Here is a 26,366-nt window from a genome sequence, read left to right on the forward strand (position 1 = left end):
GACGCGCAATATGGCACAGCCCAGCGACAAAAAAAGATCGGATACCGCCGGAATCAGCGATGTCACCGGGAACTTCCAGTTGAGACCCGGCGCGATCTGCCGCGTATTTAGAAAAGACCTTTTTGTTGAGCCGTTTGTGGAGAGGGAGTGGCGCTGGAGCGGCACGCGCTACGCACGCATGGCGAATGACTGGCTCGACAATTTCGATCGCCATCGCGACGAGATCGAACGCATCCTACGTCCGGTCTATGGACGCAACACCACATATGGATGCGGCGCTGGCTGGTTCTTTCTGCAACCGCGGGCTTGTTTGTCTATGCGGATGGAAGCAAATGGGGGCGTGAGCCACTATCGAATGGCCGCCGTTAACTAAACGTGTGCTGGTTCCATCCGATTCACGTTCGCGTGAGCCTCGAAAGCCTTTGTGAGTTCAATACGATAGGCCGTGTGGCAATGCGCCGCCTCGATATGTATTGCGCCGCAGCACCGCGGTTTTTATTCTAGGCTATCAAAGAAGTTCGATAAATCCGGCTACGCGCATGAAGACCACAGCGGTCCGGCGTATCCGTTGATGCATGTTCGAATTCGCAACTTGGGATATCAAAGTAAATGACGATGTTGAACGCACGCTCTGCAGGCTTCGCGCTTCTGCTGGCGGGACTCGCGCCCGTGCTCGCAGGATGCAACGAACCCAAGGACGCGGTGGCGTCAGCGCCGCCGCAGGTGAGTGAGCCTGAAGTCAGCATCATTTCCGTTACGCAACAGCGACGTGCGCTGGTTCGCGAATTGCCCGGACGTATTGCGCCGACGCGCGTTGCCGATGTGCGTTCGCGTGTGTCGGGTATTATCATCGAGCGCGCGTTTCATCAGGGCACCGAGGTGAAGGCGGGTGACACGCTGTATCGCATCGATCCGAAGCCGTTCGAGGTGGAATTGCAGTCCGCAAAGGCGTCGCTTCACAAGGCGGAAGCTGCCTATGACCTCGCATCGATGCAGGCCAAGCGCGTGTCGGGTCTTGCACTGCAAAAAGCAGTCTCCGAAGCGGAAGCCGAGAAAGCAGTCGGTGCGCAGCGTCAGGCTGAAGCCGAGATTGCATCCAAGAAAGCCGACGTCGCGCGTGCGCGCCTCAATCTGGACTATGCAACCATCCGCGCGCCGATCGACGGCATTGTCGGAGCCGCTCTGGTGACCGAAGGTGCGCTGCTCGCGCAGAACGACAATACGAATCTCGCCACCATTCAGCAGCTCGATCCGATCTATGCTGATTTCACGCAGTCGGTGTCCGAATTGAATAACTTGCGCCGCTCTTTCGAGACCGGCGATCTCGAGCGGATCGCGCCTGGCGCGGCCAAGGTGAGACTGATGCTTGACGACGGCACGCTCTATTCGCTGCCGGGCAAGCTGCTGTTCTCCGAAGCCAAGGTCGACACCTTTACGGGTCAGGTAACGCTGCGCGGCGAATTTCCGAACCCGAAGCGTGAGCTGTTACCGGGTATGTATGTCCGCGTGCAGATTGAGCAGGGTATCGACACCGACGCCATTGCCGTTCCGCAGCAGGCAGTGCAGCGCAATGGCGGTGGCGGCGCCGAAGTTTTCGTCGTCAAGGATGACGGTCATGTTGCGGTCCAGATGGTACGAACGGGTGCCGTGCAGGACGGTCAGTGGTTCGTGACTGAAGGCCTGAAGGGCGGCGAGCGCGTCGTGGTTGAGGGCTTCCAGAAATTCGCTGCAGGCGACAAGGTCAAGGCGACCGCCTGGACTGATGCGAATGCCACTGCGGGTCTGCCGCCCGAGGGGCAGAAAACCACTCAAGCGCGTCCCTGAGTAAATCGACATGGCTAGTTTTTTCATCGACAGGCCGATTTTTGCCTGGGTCGTCGCGCTTTTCATTTGTCTTTTCGGCGCCATCGCGATTCCGCAGCTGCCGATTGCGCAGTATCCGATCATAGCGCCGCCATCGATTTCGATCTCGACCAGCTATCCCGGTGCGTCTCCGGAGAATCTCTACAACAGCGTGACGCGGCTGATTGAAGAGGAGCTCAACGGCGCTGCGGGCATCCTGAACTTCGAATCGACCAGCGACTCGCTGGGTGCCGTCGAAATCATCGCGAACTTCCAGCCCGGCACCGATACCAGCCAGGCGTCGGTCGAAGTGCAGAACCGCCTGAAGCGCGTGGAAGCGCGTCTGCCGCGTGCAGTGATCCAGCAGGGCATCCTGGTCGAGGAAGCTTCTGCCGCGGTGCTGAACATCATCACGCTGCGCTCCACCGATAACGGCCTGGATGAAGTCGGCCTCGGCGACTTCATGATCCGTAACATCCTCGGTGAAATTCGTCGTATTCCGGGCGTCGGCCGTGCCTCGCTGTATTCCACCGAGCGCTCGCTGCGCGTCTGGGTCGATCCCGCCAAACTCGTTGGCTACAATCTGACCTCCGACGACGTGAACAAGGCGATCACGGCGCAGAACGCCCAGGTTGCCTCCGGCAGCGTCGGTGCCGAGCCGTCGACAGCGACCACCAAGACGTCGTCGCTGGTGCTCGTCAAAGGCCAGCTCTCCACGCCGGAAGAATTCGGCGCCATCGTGCTACGCGCCAATTCCGATGGCTCGACCGTGCGGCTCCGCGACGTCGCCCGTATCGAGATCGGCGGCCTCAGCTACCAGTTCACCACGCGCCTGAACGGCCAGCCGACGGCCGGTCTGTCGGTGCTGATGTCCCCGAAGGGCAACGCGCTGGCGACGGCCTCCGCCATCGAAGCCAAGATGAAGGAGCTGTCGAACTTCTTCCCTGCGAACATCGCCTATGACATTCCGTACAATGTCACACCGGTGGTCAAAGCATCGATCATGAAGGTGGTGATGACGCTGATCGAGGCGGTTGTCCTCGTCTTCATCGTGATGTTCATCTTCCTGCAGAATTTCCGCTACACGCTGATCCCGACCATCGTCGTGCCCATCGCGCTGCTCGGCACCTGTACGATGCTGTTGTTGGCCGGCTATTCGATCAACATGCTGACCATGTTCGGCATGGTGCTGGCTGTCGGCATCCTCGTCGACGATGCCATCGTCGTGGTCGAGAACGTCGAGCGCATTATGAGCGAGGAGGGGCTTCCGCCGAAGGAAGCCACCAAGAAGGCGATGGGCCAGATCTCTGGCGCCATCATCGGTGTCACGCTGGTGATGATCGGCGTGTTCGTGCCGATGGCGTTCTTCCCCGGCTCAGTGGGCATCATCTACCGCCAGTTCTCGGTCACCATGGTCGCCTCGATTGCGTTCTCCGCGCTGCTGGCGCTGTCGCTGACGCCGGCGCTTTGCGCAACCTTCCTAAAGCCGATCAAGGAAGGACGCGGCCATGCCAAGAAGGGCGTGTTCGGCTGGTTCAACCGCAAGCTCGACGCTACCCGCGACGGCTATTCGAGGACGGTGGGCTGGTCGATTCAGCGCACCGGACGCTTGCTGATCGTCTATGTCGCGCTGCTCGTCGGACTGACCTGGGGCTTCATGCGGATGCCCGGCGGCTTTCTGCCGATCGACGATCAGGGCTTCATCACCACTGACGTGCAGACGCCGTCGGACTCCTCGTTCGCTCGCACCGAGGGCGCCATCGAGAAGGTCGAGGCATATCTGAAGAAGCGTTCCGGCATCGAGAGCGTCGTGTTCCTCACCGGCTTCAGCTTCCTCGGGCAGGGTATGAACACCGCGCAGGCCTTTATCACCCTGAAGGACTGGGCTGAACGCCCGCCCGGCGATTCCGCCGCGGCGCTTGTCAACGATATCAATCGGGAATTGTCGTCGATCCGCGACGCCAAGATCTCCGCTTTGCAGCCGCCGCCGATCGATAACCTCGGCAACTCTTCAGGCTTCAGCTTCCGCCTCCAGGACCGCGGCCAGAAGGGGTTCGTCGCGCTTAATGCTGCATCCGACAAGCTGATTGCAGACGCCAATGCCAGCCCGGTGTTGCAGAAGGTGTTCGTCGAAGGTCTGCCACCAGCGCCATTGGTCAATCTGATGATCGACCGCGAAAAGGCAGGCGCCTTCGGCGTCACCTTCGAGGATATCAACAGCACGATCTCGACCAATCTCGGTTCGAACTACATCAACGACTTCCCGAACCGCGGCCGTATGCAGCGCGTCGTGGTGCAGTCCGAGGCCGCCAACCGGATGAACGCCGCCGACATTCTGAACTACAATGTCAAGAATAGCCGCGGGCAGCTGGTGCCGTTCTCGTCCTTTGCCACTGTGGAATGGGCGAAGGGTCCGACCCAGATTGCCGGCTTCAACTTCTATCCGGCGGTGCGAATCTCCGGCGAGGCACGGCCCGGTTTCACCTCGGGCGACGCCATCAAGGAGATGGAGCGTCTGGCTGGCCTGTTGCCGCGCGGTTTCGGCTTCGAGTGGACCGGCCAGTCGCTGCAGGAGAAGCTGTCCGGCTCGCAGGCGCCGTTCCTGCTCGCGCTGTCAGCGCTGGTGGTGTTCCTGGTGCTCGCAGCGCTTTATGAGAGCTGGACGATCCCGGTGGCCGTGCTGATGACGGTGCCGCTCGGCATCGTTGGCGCCGTGCTGGCGGCGAATTTGCGGGGCCTGCCGAACGACGTGTATTTCACGGTGGGTCTGATTACGATCATCGGTCTCGCGGCCAAGAACGCGATTCTGATTATCGAATTCGCCAAGGACCTGCGCGCGCAGGGCAAGTCGCTGGTGGATGCCACGATGGAAGCGTGCTTCCTGCGGTTCCGGCCGATCGTGATGACCGGTCTCGCCTTTATCTGCGGTGTGTTGCCAATGGTCGTTGCATCGGGCGCCGGCGGTGCCAGCCAGCAGGCGCTAGGTACATCGGTCACCGGCGGCATGATCGCGGTGGTGATCCTGGCGCTGCTGATGGTGCCGGTGTTCTTCGTGTCGGTGCAGAGGCTGTTCTCGCCGGACAAGGCGCCGAAGACGGAAGAGGCAAAGCAGGACGAGCCGAGCGCATCGCCGTCCGTGTCGCACAGCTAAGGCAATCATACAAAAAGCCCGAATGGCGCAACGCCATCCGGGCTTTTTGTATTCGAGCGATCAATCTTACTTCGTCAGCGGCCGCAGGATCTTCGTTAGAGCGCCGTGGACGAACTCGTTGCCGGCAACGATGTTGCCGGTCGTCAGCACATCACCGCCATTGATATCGCCAACAGTACCGCCGGCTTCCTTGATCAGGATCAGGCCGGCAGCGATGTCCCAAGGCTGCAGGTTGCGCTCCCAATAGCCATCGAGGCGACCGGCTGCCACGAAAGCCAGATCGAGCGAGGCCGCGCCGAAGCGGCGCAGGCCCGCGACCTTTGGCTGCAACGCGGCCATTTCGTTGCGTGACAATTCGAAGTCGCCGCGGCCGATATGCGGCAGGCCGCAGGCGATGACGCATTCGTTGAGTTGCTTGCGGCCGGCGACGCGCAGGCGGGTGTCGTTGAGGAACGCGCCCGAGCCCTTCTCGGCCATATAGAGTTCGTCATTGGCCGGATTGTAGATCAGGCCGGCAATCACCTGACCTTCGCGCGCCAGACCGATCGAGACTGCGAATTGCGGGATGCCGTGCAGGAAGTTGGTGGTGCCATCGAGCGGATCGACAATCCAGGTGTGGCTCTTGTCGGTGCCGTCACGGTTGCCACCCTCCTCACCGAGGAAGCCATAGCCCGGGCGGGCCTTGTTGAGGTCCGTATAGAGCATCTCCTCGGCCCGCTTGTCGGCGAGGCTGACGAAATTGGCGGGGCCCTTCATCGAGACCTGCAGGTTCTCGATCTCGCCGAGGTCGCGCTTCAGGCTACGGCCGGCGCGGCGCGCGGCTTTCACCATCACGTTCATAAGGGCTGAATTGATCATGCGTTCGTCTCACGACGACCTGACGGCAGGTCTGATTGGGGGTTGCTGAGGCGATGGGTGCCCTGCGGGCGGCATCTCGTCAAGGCAAGATCGCTACAGGGGTCATTTCTGGGTCGTGCCCAGCCACTTCTTGGCGGCTTCCTGGGCCTTGGTCTTTTCCTCGGGGGTGGCCTGGGCCAGAAGCTCGTCGAGCATCAGGTCCCCCTTTCCGGCGGTTTTGGCGACGATGTGCCATTTCAGACCTTCCAGCCGGTCGTCTGTATTGGTGCGGAGCGCCAGCACCCGGGCGAGGCGGTTCTGGGCGATCGGGCTGTTCTGTTTGGAGGCCTTGCGAAGCAGGGCGATGGCCGCAGCCTCGTTCTTGGGGGTTCCCGTGCCGTTATAGAGCGCAATGGCATATTCGACCTCGGCGTCGACATTGTCGGCCAAGGATGCCGCCTGGAGTAGACGGACCGCCTTGTCGATGCTTTTCTCGACCCCGGTCCCTTCCTTGTAGAACGTCGCCAGCGCGTATTGCGCTTCGGGGTTACCGGCATCGGCGGCGACGCGGAGCAATTCGGCCGAACGCTTGACGTCCTGCGGCAGCGTCTGTCCGTCGAGATAGAGCAGCGCCAGATTGTAGGCGGCCTTCGGATTACCGAGCTTGGCGGAGGATGCCAGCAGCTTCACGGCCTCATCGCGTTTGCCGACATTGCCGCGATCCGACAGTCGCAGCATCGCCAGTGCGAACATGGCCTCGCGGTCGCCGCGTTCCGACGCGCGCTGATACCATTCTGCAGCTTTCGCATAGTCGCGTTTTACCCCCAGTGCATTGGCGTAGAGTTCGCCAAGCATGGTCATCGCCTTCGGATCGTTGTTCTCCTGCGCGCGTTTGCTCGCGAGGTCGAAAGCGGTCTTGTACTGACCGCGTTGATAGGCGCCATAGACCAGGTCGGCATTGGGGTCGGTTGGTGCGGCTTCTGCAGGCTGCGCGGGCTTTTCAGCAGGCGGCGCAGGAGCTTTCTTCGCTGCTGTTGGCGCTTTCGCCGGTGCCGGCGCCTTTTTTGGAGCTGCCTTGCTTGCAGCCGGTGGTGGCGTTTGCACCCCCGGCGGTGTCAGCGAAATCTGCGCGGTCGCGCTGGCTGCCCAGGTCAGGCAGCCGGCAATTACAGTGAGGGAACGCAGAATTTTCATTCCGGCGTTATTCCTGTTCGACCTTGGACTGCCCCGAGACGAGCGTCGCGTATCCCTGCTGGATTGCCTTCTCTGCGTCCATCAAGGCTGCAGCAGCACCGCGCGCGTCGTTCCAGATGACGTCGCCGACCAGCACGAAGTCAGCGCCGGCAGCTGCGAATTCCCTGGCCTCATCGAGCGTTGTGGCAAAGCCTACGCAAGGCGGTTCGAACAATTCGGCCCACCACTGAAGGCGCTCGACAATGGCGTCAGCCGATGGGCGCTGGCCGTTCGGGTCGGGTTCGCCGAATAGCACGTAATCGGCACCGGCCTCGCCCGCTGCCATCGCATTATGGCGCGTCGACAATCCGCCGCAGCCTGCAATGCGATCAGGCTTCAGCGAGGGGAGTGCATCCTGCAGGGGAGCGAGACCGGGCAGATGCGCGCCATCGGCGCCGCCGCGTGCGACGAGCTCGACATTGCCTTCGACCAGCATCGCGGCGCCGTTGGTCTGGATGACAGGCGCCAGCGCCTTGATGCGCGTGATCATGGTGCGCTGGTCGGTCGTCGCCAGTCGCACCAGGACGGCAGCGACATCTGCTCTCTCAAGAAGAGCAGGTAGGTTCGCCGCCAGCACTGACGGATCCTCGACGACGGGCGTCGCGAGATAGAGGCGCGGCATCGGCGGTGGCGGGACGGGTTTGGAAGCCAAGATTATAGTGCCTTCTGTTCTTGATCAGTCGTCCACTCGCCCTTGCTGGCGAGTGAATTCATGTGTGCACGATGGGTGAAGGCCTGCTGACCGGCGGGCACATTGTTGGCTTTGCCGGACCATGCCCTTTGCGGCGCTGCCTGGAGCGCGCGGCCATAGGAGAATGTCAGTGGCCAGGGCAGGCTGCCGATCCTGTTCATGGCGTCGAGATGCGCGGTCGCATCTTCGTCAGATTGGCCGCCGGAGAGGAATGCGATGCCGGGCACCGATGCGGGCACGCAGTTCTTCAGCATGCGCACGGTCTTCTCGGCCACTTCAGCCACACCAGCCTGCGTCTTCGACTTCTTGCCAGAGACGGCCATGTTCGGCTTCAGGATCATGCCTTCCAGCGCGACCCGCTGGACCCGCAATTCCTGGAACGTCTTGTTGAGTACGCGCTGCGTCACCTCAACGCAGCGGTCGATGTCGTGATCGCCGTCCATCAGCACTTCGGGCTCGACGATCGGGACGATCTGAGCTGCTTGGCATAGTGCTGCATAGCGAGCGAGCGCGTGCGCGTTGACGGAGATTGCGGTCATCGAGGGAATCCCGGCACCGATATCGATCACCGCGCGCCACTTTGCGAAGCGCGCGCCGCGCGCGTAATATTTGGCAAGACGCTCGGCGAGCTTGTCGAGGCCCGCTGTGACGAGCTCACCGGGACAGTTCGGCAAGGCCTGCGTGCCCTCATCGACCTTGATGCCGGGAATGGCGCCGGCTTCCTCGATAAGCCGCACCAGCGGCGTGCCATCCTTGGCGTTTTGCCAGATGGTCTCGTCGTAGAGGATCACGCCGGAAATGTAGCTGCTCATCGCCTCGCGCGAGCGAAACAGCATTTCACGGTAATCGCGGCGGTTGTCCTCGGTCGACTCGACGCTGATCGCATCGAAGCGCTTCTTGATCGTGCCTGACGATTCATCTGCGGCAAGCAAGCCCTTGCCCGGCGCGGTCATGGCGCGGGCGATTTTGTTGAGTTCGGCGAGATTCATGGGCATGTCCTGAGCGGGCTAGTCCTGCAGGTCAATCTAGACCGTTCTCGGGCAAAATCCGAGCATCTGGCTGGCCAATGAGCCCGTCCGCATCCGATTCCGGCAAAAATTCAGCCTGCCATAGGCTGTATGGCAGGCTGAAACACAGTCAATTGGCAGTTTGGGCTCAGGCGATCTTCGCGTTCAGCTCGCCCGATGCGTAACGCTTGGCCATTTCGGCCGTGGTCAGCACCTTTTTGATCTTGCTGGCCTGGCCGGCGGTATTGAATTCCTGCAGGCGCTGCTTGCAGAGCTTGACCATCGCTTCCATCGCCGGCTTCAGATATTTGCGCGGGTCGAATTCGCTGGGGTTCTCGCTCAGCACCTTGCGGATCTGGCCGGTCATGGCCATCCGGTTGTCGGTGTCGATGTTGATCTTGCGCACGCCGTGCTTGATGCCGCGCTGGATTTCCGACACCGGGACGCCCCAGGTCGGCTTCATCTGGCCGCCGAACTTGTTGATGATATCCTGCAGGTCCTGCGGGACCGAGGATGAGCCGTGCATCACCAGATGGGTGTTCGGCAGCTTGCGGTGGATTTCCTCGATCACGTTCATGGCGAGAATATCGCCGTCCGGCTTGCGGGTGAACTTGTAGGCGCCGTGCGAAGTGCCCATGGCAATCGCCAGCGCGTCGACCTGAGTTTCTTTGACGAACTTCACGGCCTCATCGGGATTGGTCAGCAACTGGTCATGGCTGAGTTGGCCTTCGGCGCCATGGCCGTCTTCGGCCTCGCCCATGCCGCTCTCCAGCGAGCCGAGCACGCCGAGTTCGCCTTCCACCGAGATGCCGCCGAGATGCGCCATATCAGTGACGGTCTTGGTCACGCCGACATTGTAGTCCCAGTCCGCCGCCGTCTTACCGTCCGCTTTCAGCGAACCGTCCATCATCACCGAGGTGAAGCCGGCCTGGATTGCGGTCATGCAGGTTGCTGCTTCGTTGCCGTGATCGAGATGCACGCAGACGGGAATGTGCGGATAGATTTCGGTGACCGCGTCCATCATGTGCTTGAGCATGATGTCATTGGCGTAGGAGCGGGCGCCGCGGGAGGCCTGGATGATCACCGGCGCATCGACGGAGTTGGCCGCGTCCATGATCGCCAGCGCCTGTTCCATATTGTTGATATTGAAGGCCGGCACTCCGTAATCGTGTTCTGCCGCGTGATCGAGCAGTTGACGCAACGTAATACGGGCCATGCAGGAAGCTCCTTGTAAATTGGGACAGGCGCAAACGCCGCGCCGAGGGATATATGGCTCTTAGCGCGAGGAGACGGCGAATCCAAGACGCCATCAGTCGCGCATACAAGCCGACGTTAATCGCCACGATGGCCCAGCGTTCCAGCTAATGGAATTCCCAACGCGTTAGTATTTCCGAACGTCAGTGCTCGCTGGCGTCTAGCAAAGCGATCTGCTGCTCTACGGCTGCAAGCCGCTCTTCGAAATCACCGGCTGCTGAACGCATCATGACCAGCATCGCAGCGCCATCACGGCGTTGTTTGCGCACTAACGTCTCGACGCGCTCCAGACGGCTATCGACTTGCTCGAAACGTTTATCGGCCGCCCCGCGAAACGCAGCAACATCACCCTGAATTTTCTTCAGGATCTCGAACATTGCTGTTTGCACATTCTCGCTCATAGAAAGAACATACCATAAACATTGCGGCGCCCACAAGTCTTGCGGGCAAAAATGTACCGCTGCTACTTCTTCAATACTTCCACGCCCGGCAGCGGCTTGCCTTCCATCCATTCGAGGAAGGCGCCGCCGGCGGTCGAGATGTAGGAGAAGTCATCGGCGACGCCGGCGTGATTGAGCGCGGCCACCGTGTCGCCGCCGCCGGCTACTGAAATCAGCTTCTTCGCCTTGGTGCGCGCCGCGGCGTGTTTGGCGCCGGCAACCGTGCCGCGATCGAACGGCGTCATTTCAAACGCGCCGACCGGACCGTTCCAGACCAGCGTGGCGGCATCGTCGATGGCCGAGTTGATGCGTTCGATCGACTGCGGACCAACGTCGAGGATCATGCCCTCATCTGGGATCGCATCAAGGCCGTAGGCGTGAGACGGGGTATTGGCGGCGAAGTGGAATGCGACGATGGCGTCCACCGGCAGGATGATGGCGCAGCCCGACGCTTCAGCTTTGTCGATGATCCGCAGCGCGGTGGCGGCAAGATCTTTCTCGCACAGCGACTTGCCGACCTTGACACCCTGCGCATGCAGGAAGGTGTTGGCCATGCCGCCACCGATCACGAGCGCATCGACCTTGGTGACGAGATTTTCGAGGAGATCGATCTTCGACGAGACCTTGGCGCCGCCGACGATGGCGATCACCGGTTTGGTCGGCGCGTCCAGCGCCTTGCCGAGGGCGTCCAACTCGGCCTGCATGGTGCGGCCGGCATAGGCGGGCAGCTTGTGGCCGAGGCCTTCGGTGGAGGCGTGGGCGCGATGTGCAGCCGAGAATGCATCATTGACCCAGATATCGCCAAGCTTGGCGAGTTCGGCGACGAAAGCCGGATCGTTCTTCTCCTCAGCGGAATGGAAGCGCGTGTTCTCGAGGCAGAGAATGTCGCCGTCCTTCATGGCGCCAACGGCCTTGGCTGCGACGTCGCCGACGCAGTCGTCGGCAAAGGCGACCGGCTTCTTGATCACATCGGCAAGTGCCGTAGCAACGGGCTTCAGTGAGTTCTTGTCGTCGCGGCCCTTGGGGCGGCCGAAATGCGCGAGCAGGATGACCTTGCCGCCCTTGTCGGAAATTTCGGTGATGGTCGGCGCGATGCGTTCAAGCCGCGTTGCGTCGGTAACCTTGCCACCATCCATGGGTACGTTGAGATCGACGCGCACGAGAACGCGCTTGGACTTCACATCGACGTCGTCGAGGGTGCGAAATGTTGCCATGCGAGATTGGGCCGTTCTTGAAGTTTAAGGTTGCTCGCCCGGATAGCTCGGCGGTGTACTTTCAGGGTCAGTATTCACCGTCGCGCCTTGGCGGAGCGCGAAAACGATAAAGGCAACGAAAAGGATGCCGACTGGAATAACAATCCACCACGGAAGTGCCATTCCAGTCTCCTGTTCGTTGCCAAGTATATTTTAGAGCAGCTTGCCCATCGCGACGGCGGTATCGGCCATGCGGTTGGAGAAGCCCCACTCGTTGTCGTACCAGGAGAGCACGCGCACCAGCGTGCCGTTCTGCACCTTGGTCTGGTCGAAGGCGAAGGTCGACGAATGCGGATCGTGATTGAAGTCGATCGACACGTTCGGGTGCGAAGTGGTGCCGAGCACGCCCTTCAGCTCGCCGGCCGCAGCCTTCTTGATCGCTTCGTTGATCTCTTCCTTGGTGGTGCTCCTCTTGGCGATGATCTTGAGATCGACCACCGAGACGTTCGGGGTCGGCACGCGGATCGAAACGCCATCGAGCTTGCCGGCCAGTTCGGGCATCACAAGGCCGATGGCCTTCGCGGCGCCGGTCGAGGTCGGAATCATCGACATCGCAGCGGCGCGGCCGCGATAGAGATCGCTATGCAGCGTGTCCAGCGTCGGCTGGTCGCCGGTGTAAGCGTGGATCGTGGTCATGAAGCCGGTTTCGATACCGACGGTCTCGTTCAGCACCTTGGCGACAGGCGCCAGGCAGTTGGTGGTGCACGAACCGTTGGAAACGACCAGATGCTCCTTGGTCAGGGTCTTGTGGTTGACGCCGTAGACGATCGTGGCATCAGCACCATCGGACGGAGCCGAAACCAGCACGCGCTTGGCGCCTGCGGTCAGATGCGACGTCGCCTTCGCCTTGGCGCTGAAGATGCCGGTGCATTCGAGCGCGATATCGATGCCGAGATCCTTCCACGGCAGCGTGTTCGGATCGCGCACCGCAGTGACCTTGATCTTGTTGCCGTTGCCAAGCTGGATGCTGTCGCCGTCGACGGTGACGTCGCCGGGGAAGCGGCCATGCACGCTGTCGAAGCGCAGCAGGTGGGCGTTGGTTTCAACCGGCCCCAGATCGTTGATGGCGACGACTTCGATGTCGGTGCGCTTGGACTCGTAGATCGCCCGCAGGACGTTGCGGCCGATGCGGCCAAAACCGTTGATCGAAACCCGGACTGCCATTCAACTTCTCCCTTTTATTAGGCTCAAACCTCGCGTGAGGGCCTTCATATAGTGACGTGTGACGGGCGTTTCATGCCCTGAATGGAACGCTGGTGCAATGTGTCAAATTTACCAGCGTTCCGATAGAGTTAAGCCGCGTTGTGCTTGCTGGTTGCAGCCTCGACCACGGCCTCGGCCGTGATGCCGAACAGCTTGTAAAGCTCCTTGGCCGGCGCGCTCGAGCCGAAGCCCTTCATGCCGATGAAGGTGCCATCGTGTCCGATCACGGCATCCCAGCCGAACCGGACCGCGGCTTCGACGGCGATCTTGATCGGCGCGTCGCCAATGATCGCCTTCTGGCGCTCTTCAGGCTGCTCCAGCAGTAGTTCGAGCGAGGGGACCGATACGACCCGCGTCGCGATGCCCTTGTCGGCCAGTTGCTTCTGCGCAGCGACTGCGATCTCGACTTCCGAACCCGAGGCGAAGATCGACACGGCGGCTTTGCCCTTGGCCGCGATCAACTCATAGCCGCCGGCGGCGCAGAGATTGTCGTCGTGATGGGTGGTGCGCACCGGCGTCAGGTTCTGGCGCGACAGGGCCAGCATGGTTGGGCCGTTGGTCTTCTCCATGGCGAGCTGCCAGCATTCGGCGGTCTCGACGGTGTCCGCGGGGCGGAACACGCGCATGTTCGGCATCGCGCGCATCGCGGCCAGATGCTCCACCGGCTGGTGGGTCGGGCCGTCTTCGCCGAGACCGATCGAGTCATGGGTCATGATGTAGATGACCGGGATCTGCGCCAGCGCCGAGATGCGCATCGCCGGTCGCGCATAGTCGGTGAAGCACATGAAGGTCGCGCCGGCCGGGATGAAGCCGCCATGCAGCGCGATGCCGTTCATGGCTGCGGCCATGCCCATTTCGCGAATGCCGTAGTGAATGTAGCGACCCTTGAATTCGCCGGGCTTCACTTCGATGGCGCCCTTGGTGCGGGTGTTGTTCGATGGCGTGAGATCGGCCGAACCGATCACCATTTCCGGCACGACCTGTACCAGCGCTTCGAGCGCGAGTTCGCTCGCCTTGCGAGTCGCGACGGTCTGCGGCTCGGCGATCAGCTTCTTCTTCAGCGTGAGGATCGCGTCCGCCATGGCTGTCGGTCGAACGTGATCGTTGCGGCGGGTGAATTCGCTGCGCTTGTCGTCCGGAAGGGCATCAAAACGCTTCTGCCAGTCCGCGTGCGCCGATGCGCCCTGCTTGCCGACATTGCGCCAGGCCTGCAGGATATCATCGGGCACCTCGAACGGGCCGTAATTCCAGTCCAGTGCCTTCTTGGCGCCTGCGAGTTCTTCCGCGCCGAGCGGTTCGCCGTGGGCCTTCGAGGTACCGGCGCGGGTTGGTGCGCCAAAGCCAATCTTGGTCTTGCAGGCGATCATCGATGGGCGGTCGGACGCCTGCGCTTGCTTGATCGCAGCGGCGATGGCGACCTGGTCGTGGCCATCGACATGCACGGCATTCCAGCCATGGGCTTTGAAGCGTGCGACCTGATCGACGCTGTCGGCAAGCGACAGCGGACCGTCGATGGAAATGCCGTTGTCGTCATAGAGGAAGATCAGCTTCGACAGCTTGAGATGACCGGCCATGGCCAGAGCTTCGTGGCTGACACCTTCCATCAGGTCACCGTCGGAGCACAGCACGTAAGTGTAGTGATCGACGATATCGCCATATTCGGCGGCCAGCATGCGCTCGGCGAGCGCGAAGCCAACGGAGGTGGCGATGCCCTGACCGAGCGGACCCGTGGTGGTCTCGACGCCTGAGGTGTGGAAATTCTCGGGATGACCCGGAGTTTTGGAATGCAGCTGGCGGAAGTTCTTCAGCTGGTCGAGCGTCATCTCCTTGTTGCCCGTCAGATAGAGCAGGGCATAGAGCAGCATCGAGCCGTGACCGGCCGAGAGGATGAAGCGATCGCGATCCGGCCACTTCGGATCGGCTGCGTCAAATTTGAGGAACTGTGTGAACAGCACGGTGGCGACGTCGGCGGCGCCCATCGGCAGCCCAGGGTGACCGGATTTGGCCTTTTCCACGCCGTCCATGGCGAGGGCACGAATCGCGTTGGCCATTTTCGAGTGATCAACCTGCGCCATGTCGGTTTCCGTCTAAATTGAAGGGAATGGAATATTCTGCGTCCGCAAGAGGGGCGGTCTGCAGCGAGATGTTGGGATCGCTTAGGAGAAACTGGTGGATAGCATCTGGGTTCCTGGGAGTCCAAGGTCTCCCGGACAGTTCTGGTCTGTGGATATCTACCGGCGGTTTTTGTCGGCTTTGCGGTGCATAGCTTTTAAGCTTTGTTGCGTCCGGCTCGCTTGCAACCTAAGTTTCAGGGCCTAAAGGCTTGCGGAGCCGTGGTTTTTGAGCTCCCGTCGCATCACACCCAAGGTCCCGCGTAACCCAGTATGATCGAACGACCCGCCCATCTCACAGCCTCCGATCCCGCTAATGGCGGTGCGGCCGAGATCGACTCTGCCACGCGGCGGTTGATGGCAGCGCTGGATGCTCTGGAAAGTGCGGTCGAGCGCCGCCGTGAGGCGGATCGCGACGAGGATGAGCTGGCCACCCGCATTCAGGCGCTTGGCGCCGACCGGTCCCGGCTGGCGGATGAGCTTGATGGCACGCTGGTGAAATCGCGCCGGCTGGAGCGTGCCAACCGCGACATCGCCGACAAGCTCGACACCGCCATCGGCACCATCCGCGCGGTACTGGCGACTGACAACGCGCATGAGTAAAGCGAGATGAGCCACGTCAACGTTACGATCAATGGCCGGCAATATCGCATGGCCTGCGAGGAGGGGCAGGAGACCCGCCTGCTGCGGCTGGCGGAAAGTCTTGAATCCCGCGTCGAAAACCTGCGCGGCAAATTCGGTGAGATCGGTGATGCGCGGTTGACGGTGATGGCGGCGCTGACCATTGCCGACGAACTGGTCGATGCCAATCAGCAGATCCGTGCCCTGCAGGAAGAACTCGCCGCATTGCGCGATGTGCGCGTTGTCGCCGCAGATCGCGCACGGGCGACGCAGACGGCGGTTGCCGCGGCCCTGAATGCTGCGGCAGAGCGGATCGAGAAGACCACCCAGGTGCTCAACCGCACCATCGGCGGCGGCGTTGCTATTGGATAACGCAGGCTTTGATGCCAAGCGGGCACTGGCGCATCCGTCTCATAACCCCTACATTGCTCAGGCGAGGCTGCGTCGCGCGTCAGGAGCCATATATCCCCGGGGCCTTATCGATCCTTCAGGGAACTGTCCCTGACCAGGTCCGTGGACCTGGTCACATGGTGCCCACCTACTTTCGTAGGTGCTCCGGGATCGAGTGCTTCAACGGCCATCGTGGCTTCGCACTTTTACTTTTTTGATGGCTGTGGCCTTGCGTGGCGTTTGCCGTGCAATCTTAGCCTCGATCGCCAAATATGATCGCGAAGACCGGTGCTGCGCTTCCGCAGGCCCTGCGGACAGCATATCGTATGGCATGTCCGACACGCCGCCCACTCCAACAAAGATTGAGCTCCGCATCGCCGCGCTGGCACGCCGCACGGCGCTGAGCGAGGCCGAACGGTCGGCAGCCGCACAAGCCATCGCAGCGCGTGGGCTGCCTTTTCCGGTCAGGGCCGGCGACATCGTCGCCGGCTATTCTCCCATCCGCAGCGAGATCGATCCAATTCCGCTGATGCAGCATCTCGCCGCCCAGGGGGCGCGACTGGCGCTCCCGGTGATCATCGCCCGTGATGAGCCCCTGATGTTCCGGATCTGGAGCCCGAACGATGCGTTGGTGCGCGGTTCACTGGGCATTCCGGAACCAGCACCGGACGCGCCGCCACTGATCCCCGATATCCTGCTGGTACCACTCGCGGCATTCGACCGCGCCGGCCACCGCATTGGCTATGGCGCGGGGCATTACGATCGCACCTTCGCGCAACTGCACGCCATCAAGCCATTTATCGCCGTGGGCGTGGCCTTCGACACCCAGGAAATCGAGGCCATTCCCATGCAACCACACGACGTGGCGCTGGATTATGTGCTAACCGAAACCCGGACGATCGATTTTCGGAGCATCTGACTTGCGTATTCTCTTCATCGGCGACGTGGTCGGCAAAACCGGCCGCGTGGTGATCCTCGAAAAACTGCCGGGTCTGATCCGCGACTGGAAGCTCGATCTTGTCATCATCAATGGCGAGAACGCCGCCGGCGGCTTCGGTATCACCGAGACGATCTATAATGATCTTGTCGACGCCGGCGCCGATGCGGTGACGCTCGGCAATCACGCCTGGAATCAGAAAGAGGCGCTGGTCTTCATCGAACGCGCGCCGCGTCTGATCCGTCCGTTGAATTTCCCGCGCCACACGCCGGGCCGCGGCGCTGCGCTGATCGACGCCAAGAACGGTGCGCGTGCGCTTGTAATCAACGCCATGGGGCGTGTCTTCATGGAGCCACTCAACGATCCGTTCAGCGCTGTCGGCAAAGAGATCGATGCCTGTCCGCTGGTGGAAGCCGCGGACGCCATCGTGGTGGATTTCCACGGCGAAGCCTCGAGCGAAAAGCAGGGCATGGGTTACTTCTGTGATGGCCGCGTGAGCCTTGTCGTCGGCACGCATACGCATGTGCCGACCGCTGATCATCAGATCCTCGCAGGCGGCACCGCCTACATGACCGATGCCGGCATGACCGGCGACTATGATTCCGTGATCGGCATGCAGAAGGAGGAGCCTGTCAGGCGCTTCACGACCGGCATTCCCTCCGGCCGTTTCGAGCCCGCCTTCGGCCCGGCGACCTTGTCGGGCGTTGCGGTCGAAACCGATGACAAGACCGGCCTCGCATCACGCATTGCGCCGGTGCGGCTCGGTGGCCGGCTGTCGCAGGCCGTGCCCGAGTTCTGGCTGAACTAGTTCAGCCTACTGCTCCGTCTGCTTGCGCAAATCCGCGACATCGCTTGCCGTGATCTGCGATCCCTTGCTGCCGAAGCGCGCGGTCACGTAATTCGCGACAGCCGCGATCTCCATGTCTGAATGGCTCTTGCCGAAAGCTGGCATCGAGAGTGCGCCTTGCGGCGTATGCCGCTTGGTGCCGGAGATCACGATCTGCGCCACGTTCGTCGCGCCGGGATCGTTAACGGCCCACGCGCCAGTCAGCGTGGCCATGGGCGAGAGTGCGCTCTCGCCTGTCCAGCCATGGCAGCTCACGCAGGCGCCCTGGAAGACCGTCTTGCCAAGCGCGTTCGCTGTCATGCCGTCCCTGTGCGAGGGCGGTGCGGGTGGCGCGAGTTTCGTGGGCAGATCAGGTGAGGGCAGCGCCGGCACTGTGCGCAGGAATGCGACCATCGCCTTGATATCCGTCGGCGCCATCTTGCTGAAACTGTGGTCCACCGCTTCGCCCATCGGCCCGGAAGCGGTGCCGTGACCTTTGGCATGTCCGATCGACAAATAGGAAACGACATCGTCGTCGCTCCAGTTGCCAAGGCCTGTCGTTTTGTCCGAGGTGATATTGAAGGCCCGCCATCCGGCGGTCAGGGCGCCAGCGAATTTCTTGCGGTTGTCGAGTGCGAAGCCGAGATTGCGCGGGGTATGGCATTCGCCGCAATGCGCCAGCGCTTCGACGAGATAGGCGCCCCTGTTCCATTCCGGGCTTTGCGACGTATCGGGTTCGAAGCGCGTATCGGAATTGAACAATGCCGACCAGAACGTCATTGCCCAGCGCTGATTGAACGGAAAGGCAAGCGTATTCTCAGGCGGCGCTGCGCGCACCGGTGCGAGGCTGAACAGATAGGCCTTGACCGCGAGCGTGTCCGCATCGGTCATGTAAGTGTAGGACGTATAGGGCATCGCCGGATAGAGCCGGGCGCCGTCGTGGCGCTTGCCGCTTCGAACGGCGTCGAGAAACTGCTGATCGGTGTAGTTGCCGATGCCTGTCTCTTTGTCCGGCGTGATGTTGGTCGAATACAGCGTGCCGAACGGCAGTTTGAATGCGAAGCCGCCAGCATATTCCTTGCCGCCGGGTGCAGTGTGGCAGACCATGCAATCCGCCGCACGCGCGAGATATTCACCGCGTTCGATCGGGCTGGCGTTGGTCATGATGGCGGGAACGCCGGTGGGATTGGCGCCCTTGTAGTCGGCCAGCGCTACTTTCGGCCCACCAGAGAACGACATCGGTCCGGGACCGCGAACATAGAGCGCGGCGCTGGCTGCAGCCACGACACCGATCACAATGACGCTGCCGAGAATGCGACGTGCGGCGGGCGTCATGACTTCTTCCTTTCGGCGATCGCATCGCGGTCGATCGGCATCCTCCGCAGCGCAACGCCAGTCGCGGCATAGATCGCATTGCGCAGTGCCGGCGGTCCGCCGATCACGCCGCACTCGCCTATGCCGCCGGGCGCCTCGCCGCTCTTGATGAGGTGGATATTGATTTTCGGCATCTGGTCGATCCGAAGCATGCGATAGTCGTGGAAATTGGACTGCTGCACGCGCCCCTTCTCGATGGTGATGTCGCCATAGAGCGCGGCGGTGAGGCCGAACACGATGCCGCCTTCGATCTGCGCCACGATGGTGTCGGGATTGACAGCGATGCCGGTGTCGACCGCCACGTTGACCTGACGCAGACGGATCTCGCCCTGAGAATCCACCTCCGCTTCGACCACAGTCGCGATCGAAGTATCGAAGGTGGGCTGGATGCTCACGCCGCGTCCGACGCGCGCTGGCAGCGGCTGACCCCAGTTGGCCTTCTCCGCCGCGAGATTGAGGGCCGCCAGCATCCGTGGTGCCTTGCCGAGCAATTCACGCCGGAACACGACGGGATCCTTGCCGGCCTTGCGAGCGAGCTCATCCATGAAGCTCTCGATCGCGAACACGTTATTGTTCGGGCCGACGCCGCGCCAGAAGCCGGTCGGCACCGCCGGTGGTTCGACACGGACATATTCACACTGGAAATGCGGGAAGTCGTAGGGCTGGTCCGCGGCACTATCGATGGCGTCGATGTCAATGCCCTTCTGGAACGCAGGCGGCAGCCAACGCGCGATCACGGCCGAGCCTGCGATCTTGTACTTGAAGCCGACCACTTTGCCGTTGGACAGTGTCGCCGAAATGTTGTCGCGATAGACGGGGCGATAAATGTCGTGCTGGATGTCCTCTTCGCGGGTCCACACCACCTTGACCGGTCCATTGACCTGTTTGGCGATGCGCACCGCCGCCACGACCATGTCGGGCTCAAGCCTCCGGCCGAAGCCGCCGCCAATCATGTGCTGATTTACTGTGACCTTGTCGATCGGTAGGCTCGCGGCCTTGGCGGCTTCGGATTGCACCCGCGACATGATCTGCGTGCCCGTCCAGACCTCGCAGGAATCACCCTTGAAGTGCACCGTGCAATTCAAGGGCTCCATGGTCGCGTGCGCAAGGAACGGCATCTCGTAGGACGCGTCGATCCGTTCGCCGGTCGCGAGACCCTTGGCGATGTTGCCGACGGATTTGGCGATTACGCCGTCCGTCTCGCTGGCCGTGCGCAAATGCGCCCAGATGTCCTTCGAACTGATCTTCGCGTTGGGCCCTTCGTCCCAGGTGATGTCGAGTGCTTCGAGCCCAGACTTGGCGGCCCACATGTGGTCGCCGACCACGGCCACGAGGTCGTCGAGCACCACGATCTGCCGCACGCCCGGAATCTTCTTCGCCGCGCGGTCATCGACCTTGGCGACTTTGCCGCCGAACACCGGGCATTGTGCCAGTGTCGCGAATGTCATGCCCGGCACCATCGCGTCGATACCGTAGATCGTCTTGCCGTTGACCTTGTCCGGCGTGTCGAAGCGCTTCAGCGGCTTGCCGATCACCGAGAAGTCTTTCGGGTCCTTGAGCGCGACGTCCTTCGGCGGCGTGAGTTTGCCGGCGGCGTCGCACAACTCGCCATAGGACAATTTGCGCCCGCTGGCCGTATGCATCACTTGCCCATTCGACGCCGTGCAGCTCGCAGGTTCGACCTGCCACTGTTCGGCTGCGGCTTGCACCAGCATCGCACGCGCGGTTGCCCCGGCATTGCGCAGCGGTTTCCAGAATGCGCGCACCGAAGTCGATCCGCCGGTCGCCTGGATGATGAAAATTGGATTGCCGTAGAGCTTGTCGCTGGGCGGTGCATGTTCCAGCGTGATCTGCGCATATTCGGCGTCGAGCTCTTCGGCGAGGATCATGGCGATGGCGGTATAGATGCCTTGCCCCATCTCGACTTGCGGCATCACCAGTGTCGTCTTGCCGGTAGTGTCGATGCGGATGAAGGCGTTGGGGGCGAATTTGCCCTCCGTCGTATCGGGAGGTTGCGTCGGCTCATTGGCCGCGCGGACCGGAAGCTGGAAGGCAAACATAAAGCCACCGGCAAAGGCGCCAGCGAGCAGATTGCGCCGTGACAGGCCAGAAGGCTTGTTTGCAGGACTGGCCGCGACAAGCATGTTGTCTGCAAGTTTCATGACCGACTCCTAGGTTTGCCGTTCGGAGGCAGCATGCTTGATGGCTTCACGCACCCGGACATAGGTGCCGCAGCGACAGATATTTCCGGCCATGGCGGCATCGATGTCAGAATCGTCTGGGGTCGGCGTAGAAGCGAGGAGCGCGGCCGCCGACATGATCTGCCCGGACTGGCAGTAACCGCATTGAATGACTTCGAGATCGAGCCAGGCCTTCTGCACCTTGGCGCCGACCGGTGTGGTGCCGACGCCTTCGATTGTGGTGATGGCGCGTCCGCTCACCGCACTGACCGGCAGCAGACAGGAGCGCACGGCCTTGCCGTCGACATGCACGGTGCATGCCCCGCATAGCGCAACGCCGCAGCCGAATTTTGTGCCGGTCATGCCGAGAATATCGCGCAGCACCCAGAGCAGGGGCATGTCGTCTGGTGCGTCGAAGGACTTCTGCTCGCCGTTGATATTGAGATTTGCCACAGTGAGACCCCCGTTTGCTCGACTCGATGATGCAATGGCGAATGGTTCGTCATCGACCAACGACGGTACTATAGGCGTACGGTCATCATTTCAAAAGCAGCAATAAGATGCAGCAGGACTATACATTGGTTTGTATGTCGCGCGAGCGTGTCTGTCGGATAAATCGCGGTAAAATCTGCGCGACGTCATCCGACGCCCTCTTCGTGGGCGTCGGATGACTTTTATTCAAAAGAATATTGCGGTTGCGTTAGGCTCGGCCTGCCCGAAAAACGTTACGCAATCTGCCGACTGTGGGGCTAGTACCGCTCCGGCACATACATTTCGGCTGGCACCGGCGTGCGGTGATAGTCGGGATTGCGCACGCGTGCAGGCAGGACCACGGGCGGATGCTCGACCTCCTGATAGGGAAGCTGTTCGAGCAGATGCGCGATGCAGTTCAAGCGCGCCTTCTTCTTGTCGACGGCCTGCACCACATGCCACGGGGCTTCCGGAATATGCGTATGCTCGAGCATCGCTTCCTTGGCTTTGGTGTATTGCTCCCAGCGGGTGCGCGCCTCGACATCCATCGGGCTGAGCTTCCACTGTTTGAGCGGGTCGGCGATACGCATCGAGAAGCGCAAGTGCTGCGCTTCGTCGGTGATCGAGAACCAGTATTTGACCAGGATGATGCCCGAGCGCACCAGCATGCGTTCGAATTCCGGCACCGAGCGGAAGAATTCCTCCACGTCATCTTCGGTGCAGAAACCCATCACGCGCTCGACGCCGGCGCGGTTGTACCAGCTACGATCGAACAGCACGATCTCGCCGCCGGCGGGGAGATGCGAGACGTAACGCTGGAAGTACCATTGGGTGCGTTCGCGCTCATTCGGCGCGGGGAGTGCGGCAACGCGGCAGACGCGCGGATTAAGCCGCTGGGTGATCCGCTTGATAACGCCACCCTTGCCAGCGGAATCGCGACCCTCGAAGATCACCACGACCTTGAGCTTGTTCTGCTGCACCCAGCTCTGCAGCTTCACCAATTCGCCCTGCAGGCGGAACAGTTCCTTGAAATAGAGGCGTCGCTCGATGGTCTCCGCCGGGCTGTGGTCGGACATTTCGTTGGTCAGGGCGTCGAGACGATCGTCGTCGATCTCGAGCTCGAGTTCTTCATCGAAGCCGTCCAGCATCTCTGCACGAATGCGGTCGTGGATTGCTTGCGCGTCGTCGAGGGAATGTTCGGTCATGGCAGCTCCGCTTGTATCGAATGGGTTCACGGTTATGGACCGATGCAAATGTCAGCGGTGTGACACTGCCTCCCAGGCCCGGGGCGAATGGGCAAATGGGCCCCAATGGGTCTCGCCGCCGCTGTCCATGCAGGACGGGGTACCGCAAGCCGAAATTCAACTACGCGTGATTGGCGCTACCTTGAGAGCCAAGCGTGCGCATCTGAGGTCGCGGGGCTCGTTGACCAAGGACAAATGTGATGAATAAATTCATTCTGTTGGGCGCCGCTTTACTGATCGCCGGCACTGCGAGCTGGACCGCGCAGGCCAAAGACGGGCATAGCGCTGCCAGCAAGCATCGACGGATCATGTCCTCTCACGCGCGGTATGAGGGAAGCGCCCCCGTAACGGTCTATCGCGGATTTGGTGCCGGCCCCGGTTCATATGGATACAGCGCGCCATATGGATATGGCGGCGGTTCATACGGCGGAGATGACAATGCGGAAGGCCGAACGAGCGGCGGCTAGGAGGGCTTGGCAGTTTTGGCTGCTAACCCACTCGCAGACGGAATATGCGGCGCTGCGCCAGGTCTCAGGTGGCAGCGCAGCGCCGTGTGCAAACCCATCATAACTTGTACGCCGTGCGGAAGCCGCCCCAATGGCGTCCCTGTATGCGCACAGGCACGTCGATCTCGCGCATCATCACGGTCTGACCGTTGCCCATGTCGCGGGCATAACTCTGGATCAGGTAGGAACGTGTATTGCGACCGGCGGCCAATCCAGCCGGATCGTTGAAGATGCGGCGGTTGCGGCAGTTGGCAGTGTTCCAGCTCGCATCGCCTGGGCGCTGCGGCTTCGAATAGATGCTGTTATGCACCGGTAGATAGCCGTTGCGGTCGATCATGGCGCAGAACGCCATGCGGGTGTCCTTGGCCAGAAACGCGTCCTGGAATTCGGGCAGTGCGCGATCGGCCCAGCCGAGAATCTTTGTCCGGTACTGTACCGGACTGGAGCCAGGGATTTCGACGTAGTTGTCGTCGAACATGTCGTCGATACTGATAGCACCGGATGCAATACCGTCGGCAAAGATCTTGTTGAGCAGTGCGCCGGCGTCGATGGCGCGGGTGACGAATTCGGTGTTCTCGTCATGGATCGCCCATAGTCGGTCTTCGATCCGGCTGATGAGAGCCCCGTCGGGCGCGACGAACAGTGCCTGTGCGCCGGCGGGGGAATGTTCGGCAATGCGCAGGCGGCAGGGGCCGACCTCGCTGAGTTCAGCAGCAACGATGTCGTGCAACGGAAGCCGGTTCGCGTCCGGTCCGCCGATGAGAATGCCGTCCATCGAGATTTCATAGACCGGCGCGCTGATCTGGCCGCCGCGTGCCTGAAGATCGACGTTGAGGTGACATGGCAGCTTTTCGCGTCGTCGCTCGTCTTCGCGCTCGCTTTGTTTGAGCAGTACCGCGCAGCGCGACTTCAGCCGTGAGGCAAACATCGTGACGGCCTGGCCGGCCTGCGCGACATGCTCGCCATGGGCAGCCGCTTCCTTTGCAGCGCTATCGATTTCCGCGGCACTGTTGCCGACCGAGACGATGAATTGCGAGGCGGTGGTGGCGTTGTGCGACATCTCGCTGGTCGTTGCGTTCTGCTCGGCGACCGCGCCGTTGACATTGGCAAAAACCGGGCGGATCGCGTCGATGGCGGTGGAGATGCGATGCACCGCATCGACCGAACTCGCTGCGTCGCGCTGCAGGGTGTCGATCTTCTTCCTGATCTCTTCGGTGGCGTTCTGAGTCTGCACTGCCAGCGCCTTGACCTCGGTGGCGACGACCGAGAAACCGCGGCCTGCAGCGCCGGCGCGTGCCGCCTCGATGGTCGCGTTCAGCGCGAGCATCGTTGTCTGCCGGGCAATCTGCGCGATCAACTCCAACACATTGCTGATTGCAGCGGAGGAGTCGCGCAGGCGGTCCACATTGGCGCTGGCTTCATGGGCGGCGGCGCCGGCCTCGTCCGCGAGCCGGCTGGCATCGCGCACCTGGGTGCCGATGCCCTCGGCCGAATGGGTGAATTTGTCGGCGGCCTGCGCAAAGGTTGTGGCGGTGGATTGCGCGGCGCTGCTGCGGTCGGCCAGCACGTCGGTGCGGGCGCGGATGGCGGAGAGGGTGGCGGCGGTCGATTCGGCGCCGCCGGCGACGGATGTCGCGGCACGCTCGAGCTGGCGGATAAGCGCGCCCAGCTCGAGTTCCAGCAACTCAAGGATGTCCCGAGCGGTATCTGGTTCAGGATGCTGCGGTGCCACAGAAGGTGCTGTGTTTTCAGCAATCATCACCACTTCAGCCGCTTCCGGCCGCCGCTTGCGGAACAGTCCAAACGCCATCGGTGACCCCAATGAATACAATCTATGCGGGTAACCTTGCACCTCGGCGTGAAGTGATGGTTAAGGTCGGTCGCGGTATTGCGAAGATCTGCCGGATTCGGCTGCAAATTTTTGATTTTGCCGATTTCGCGGCCTATAACCCCGCGCCGCAGCCCTAACTACCCTGACGCTTCAAGAGAGACCGCATGGCCGGACATTCCCAATTCAAGAACATCATGCATCGCAAGGGCCGGCAGGATGCCCAGAAGTCCAAGCTGTTCAGCAAGTTGGCGCGCGAAATCACCGTCGCTGCCAAGATGGGGACGCCCGACCCGTCGATGAATGCCCGGCTGCGCTCCGCCGTGATAGCCGCCCGGCAGGAGAACATGCCGCGCGACAACATCGAGCGCGCCATCAAGAAGGCGATCGGTAGCGACGGCGAGAACTACGATGAAATCCGCTACGAGGGCTACGGCCCCGGCGGCGTCGCCGTCATCGTCGAGGCGCTGACCGACAACCGCAATCGCGCCGCCTCCGACATCCGTTCCTACTTCACCAAATCCGGCGGCAATTTGGGCGAAACCGGCTCAGTTTCCTTCATGTTCGACCATGTCGGCGTGATCGAATATGACGCCGACAAGGCCTCGGCCGATGACATGCTCGAAGCCGCCATCGAGGCTGGCGCCGACGACGTCGTGTCGGGCGAGGGCGGCCATGAGGTCTATGCCTCGCAGGAAACCTTTCGCGAAGTTGCCAAGGGACTGGAAGCCAAATTCGGCGAAGCCCGCAAGGCGGCGGTGATCTGGAAGCCGCAGAACACGCTCTCGGTCGATGACGAGACCGGCGAAAAGCTGATCAAGCTGATGGACCTGTTGAACGAGCATGACGACGTGCAGAACGTCTATGCCAACTTCGAGGTGTCCGACGCGCTGATGGCCAAGATGGGCGGCTGAGCAGGGGCTCAGCTTCCCTCTCTTTCCTTTGGGACGGCTTCGCGTTTCTATTT

General features: G+C 61.7%; 24 protein-coding genes, 1 other RNA gene and 1 pseudogene. 11 read left to right on the forward strand and 15 right to left on the reverse strand.

Features of this window, described 5'->3' with window-relative positions:
- Positions 1-136 precede the first annotated feature (136 nt).
- From LPB73_RS04290 to LPB73_RS04300, 3 genes and pseudogenes are all read left to right on the forward strand, one after another.
- Positions 137-373, forward strand: a pseudogene (locus tag LPB73_RS04290) (class I SAM-dependent methyltransferase); the annotation flags it as partial.
- A 236-nt stretch (positions 374-609) separates the two neighbouring features.
- Complete coding sequence (locus LPB73_RS04295; protein ID WP_089265398.1) at positions 610-1,824, forward strand: efflux RND transporter periplasmic adaptor subunit; 1,215 nt, start codon at positions 610-612, stop codon at positions 1,822-1,824.
- A gap of 10 nt (positions 1,825-1,834) precedes the next feature.
- Positions 1,835-4,993, forward strand: coding sequence for a multidrug efflux RND transporter permease subunit (locus LPB73_RS04300; protein ID WP_231079725.1), 3,159 nt, complete (start codon positions 1,835-1,837; stop codon positions 4,991-4,993).
- A gap of 66 nt (positions 4,994-5,059) precedes the next feature.
- On the opposite strand, the gene LPB73_RS04305 is transcribed toward LPB73_RS04300, so the two are convergent.
- The 10 genes from LPB73_RS04305 to tkt form a co-directional block, all read right to left on the reverse strand.
- Positions 5,060-5,851 carry an inositol monophosphatase family protein gene (locus LPB73_RS04305; RefSeq protein ID WP_231079726.1) on the reverse strand — a complete coding sequence of 264 codons (792 nt, stop codon included), beginning with the start codon at positions 5,849-5,851 and terminating at the stop codon, positions 5,060-5,062.
- 102 nt (positions 5,852-5,953) lie between these two features.
- Positions 5,954-7,024, reverse strand: coding sequence for a tetratricopeptide repeat protein (locus tag LPB73_RS04310; RefSeq protein WP_231079727.1), 1,071 nt, complete (start codon positions 7,022-7,024; stop codon positions 5,954-5,956).
- Between the two features lie 7 nt (positions 7,025-7,031).
- Positions 7,032-7,715, reverse strand: a complete 684-nt coding sequence (locus tag LPB73_RS04315) for a thiamine phosphate synthase (RefSeq protein ID WP_231079728.1) — start codon at positions 7,713-7,715, stop codon at positions 7,032-7,034.
- Between the two features lie 2 nt (positions 7,716-7,717).
- A complete protein-coding gene (locus LPB73_RS04320; RefSeq protein ID WP_231079729.1) occupies positions 7,718-8,743 on the reverse strand; it encodes a class I fructose-bisphosphate aldolase in 1,026 nt (341 codons plus the stop codon).
- Positions 8,744-8,909: 166 nt separating this feature from the next.
- Complete coding sequence (gene fba, locus LPB73_RS04325; RefSeq protein ID WP_093756799.1) at positions 8,910-9,977, reverse strand: class II fructose-bisphosphate aldolase; 1,068 nt, start codon at positions 9,975-9,977, stop codon at positions 8,910-8,912.
- Between the two features lie 181 nt (positions 9,978-10,158).
- Positions 10,159-10,392 carry a hypothetical protein gene (locus LPB73_RS04330; RefSeq protein WP_120291709.1) on the reverse strand — a complete coding sequence of 78 codons (234 nt, stop codon included), beginning with the start codon at positions 10,390-10,392 and terminating at the stop codon, positions 10,159-10,161.
- 86 nt (positions 10,393-10,478) lie between these two features.
- Positions 10,479-11,669 (reverse strand): phosphoglycerate kinase, encoded by a 1,191-nt coding sequence (locus tag LPB73_RS04335; RefSeq protein ID WP_231079730.1) that lies wholly within the window; start codon positions 11,667-11,669, stop codon positions 10,479-10,481.
- Between the two features lie 24 nt (positions 11,670-11,693).
- Positions 11,694-11,831 (reverse strand): hypothetical protein, encoded by a 138-nt coding sequence (locus tag LPB73_RS04340; RefSeq protein WP_231079731.1) that lies wholly within the window; start codon positions 11,829-11,831, stop codon positions 11,694-11,696.
- A gap of 30 nt (positions 11,832-11,861) precedes the next feature.
- Entirely contained in the window at positions 11,862-12,872 is a 1,011-nt protein-coding gene (gene gap / locus LPB73_RS04345; RefSeq protein ID WP_092144873.1) for a type I glyceraldehyde-3-phosphate dehydrogenase, read from the reverse strand.
- Positions 12,873-13,000: 128 nt separating this feature from the next.
- The gene (gene tkt / locus LPB73_RS04350; RefSeq protein WP_092144871.1) at positions 13,001-14,986 is read right to left on the reverse strand and encodes a transketolase; all 1,986 of its coding nucleotides are present in this window, start codon (positions 14,984-14,986) and stop codon (positions 13,001-13,003) included.
- Between the two features lie 309 nt (positions 14,987-15,295).
- On the opposite strand from tkt, the gene LPB73_RS04355 reads away from it, so the two are divergent.
- From LPB73_RS04355 to LPB73_RS04375, 5 genes are all read left to right on the forward strand, one after another.
- Complete coding sequence (locus tag LPB73_RS04355) at positions 15,296-15,625, forward strand: DUF4164 domain-containing protein (protein ID WP_089265387.1); 330 nt, start codon at positions 15,296-15,298, stop codon at positions 15,623-15,625.
- Positions 15,626-15,631: 6 nt separating this feature from the next.
- Positions 15,632-16,015, forward strand: coding sequence for a cell division protein ZapA (locus LPB73_RS04360; protein WP_068735170.1), 384 nt, complete (start codon positions 15,632-15,634; stop codon positions 16,013-16,015).
- 61 nt (positions 16,016-16,076) lie between these two features.
- Positions 16,077-16,236, forward strand: a non-coding RNA gene (gene ssrS / locus LPB73_RS04365) — 6S RNA.
- 128 nt (positions 16,237-16,364) lie between these two features.
- Positions 16,365-16,952, forward strand: coding sequence for a 5-formyltetrahydrofolate cyclo-ligase (locus tag LPB73_RS04370; protein ID WP_092144869.1), 588 nt, complete (start codon positions 16,365-16,367; stop codon positions 16,950-16,952).
- A 1-nt stretch (position 16,953) separates the two neighbouring features.
- Complete coding sequence (locus LPB73_RS04375) at positions 16,954-17,778, forward strand: TIGR00282 family metallophosphoesterase (protein WP_092144867.1); 825 nt, start codon at positions 16,954-16,956, stop codon at positions 17,776-17,778.
- Between the two features lie 6 nt (positions 17,779-17,784).
- Here the strand turns inward: LPB73_RS04375 and LPB73_RS04380 are convergent, their stop codons facing one another.
- From LPB73_RS04380 to ppk2, 4 genes are all read right to left on the reverse strand, one after another.
- A complete protein-coding gene (locus LPB73_RS04380) occupies positions 17,785-19,131 on the reverse strand; it encodes a cytochrome c (RefSeq protein WP_231079732.1) in 1,347 nt (448 codons plus the stop codon).
- On the reverse strand, positions 19,128-21,332 hold the full coding sequence (locus tag LPB73_RS04385; protein WP_231079733.1) for a xanthine dehydrogenase family protein molybdopterin-binding subunit: 2,205 nt from the start codon (positions 21,330-21,332) through the stop codon (positions 19,128-19,130). The genes LPB73_RS04380 and LPB73_RS04385 overlap by 4 nt, the downstream gene beginning before the upstream one ends.
- A gap of 9 nt (positions 21,333-21,341) precedes the next feature.
- Positions 21,342-21,803 (reverse strand): (2Fe-2S)-binding protein, encoded by a 462-nt coding sequence (locus LPB73_RS04390; protein WP_199712107.1) that lies wholly within the window; start codon positions 21,801-21,803, stop codon positions 21,342-21,344.
- Between the two features lie 296 nt (positions 21,804-22,099).
- On the reverse strand, positions 22,100-23,026 hold the full coding sequence (gene ppk2 / locus LPB73_RS04395) for a polyphosphate kinase 2 (RefSeq protein ID WP_092144861.1): 927 nt from the start codon (positions 23,024-23,026) through the stop codon (positions 22,100-22,102).
- A gap of 239 nt (positions 23,027-23,265) precedes the next feature.
- Between ppk2 and LPB73_RS04400 the strand changes: the two genes are divergently transcribed.
- A complete protein-coding gene (locus LPB73_RS04400; protein ID WP_231079734.1) occupies positions 23,266-23,532 on the forward strand; it encodes a hypothetical protein in 267 nt (88 codons plus the stop codon).
- 97 nt (positions 23,533-23,629) lie between these two features.
- On the opposite strand, the gene LPB73_RS04405 is transcribed toward LPB73_RS04400, so the two are convergent.
- Positions 23,630-25,330: a methyl-accepting chemotaxis protein gene (locus LPB73_RS04405; RefSeq protein WP_414716899.1), complete on the reverse strand. Its 1,701-nt coding sequence runs from the start codon at positions 25,328-25,330 to the stop codon at positions 23,630-23,632.
- A gap of 62 nt (positions 25,331-25,392) precedes the next feature.
- Here LPB73_RS04405 and LPB73_RS04410 point away from each other — a divergent pair, with 62 nt between their 5' ends.
- Positions 25,393-25,539: a hypothetical protein gene (locus LPB73_RS04410; protein WP_158596842.1), complete on the forward strand. Its 147-nt coding sequence runs from the start codon at positions 25,393-25,395 to the stop codon at positions 25,537-25,539.
- 27 nt (positions 25,540-25,566) lie between these two features.
- A complete protein-coding gene (locus tag LPB73_RS04415) occupies positions 25,567-26,313 on the forward strand; it encodes a YebC/PmpR family DNA-binding transcriptional regulator (RefSeq protein ID WP_089265380.1) in 747 nt (248 codons plus the stop codon).
- The last annotated feature ends 53 nt before the right edge of the window (positions 26,314-26,366 follow it).

Origin of the sequence: Tardiphaga sp. 37S4, assembly GCF_021044645.1 — a bacterium.
Classification (GTDB): Bacteria; Pseudomonadota; Alphaproteobacteria; order Rhizobiales; family Xanthobacteraceae; genus Tardiphaga; species Tardiphaga robiniae.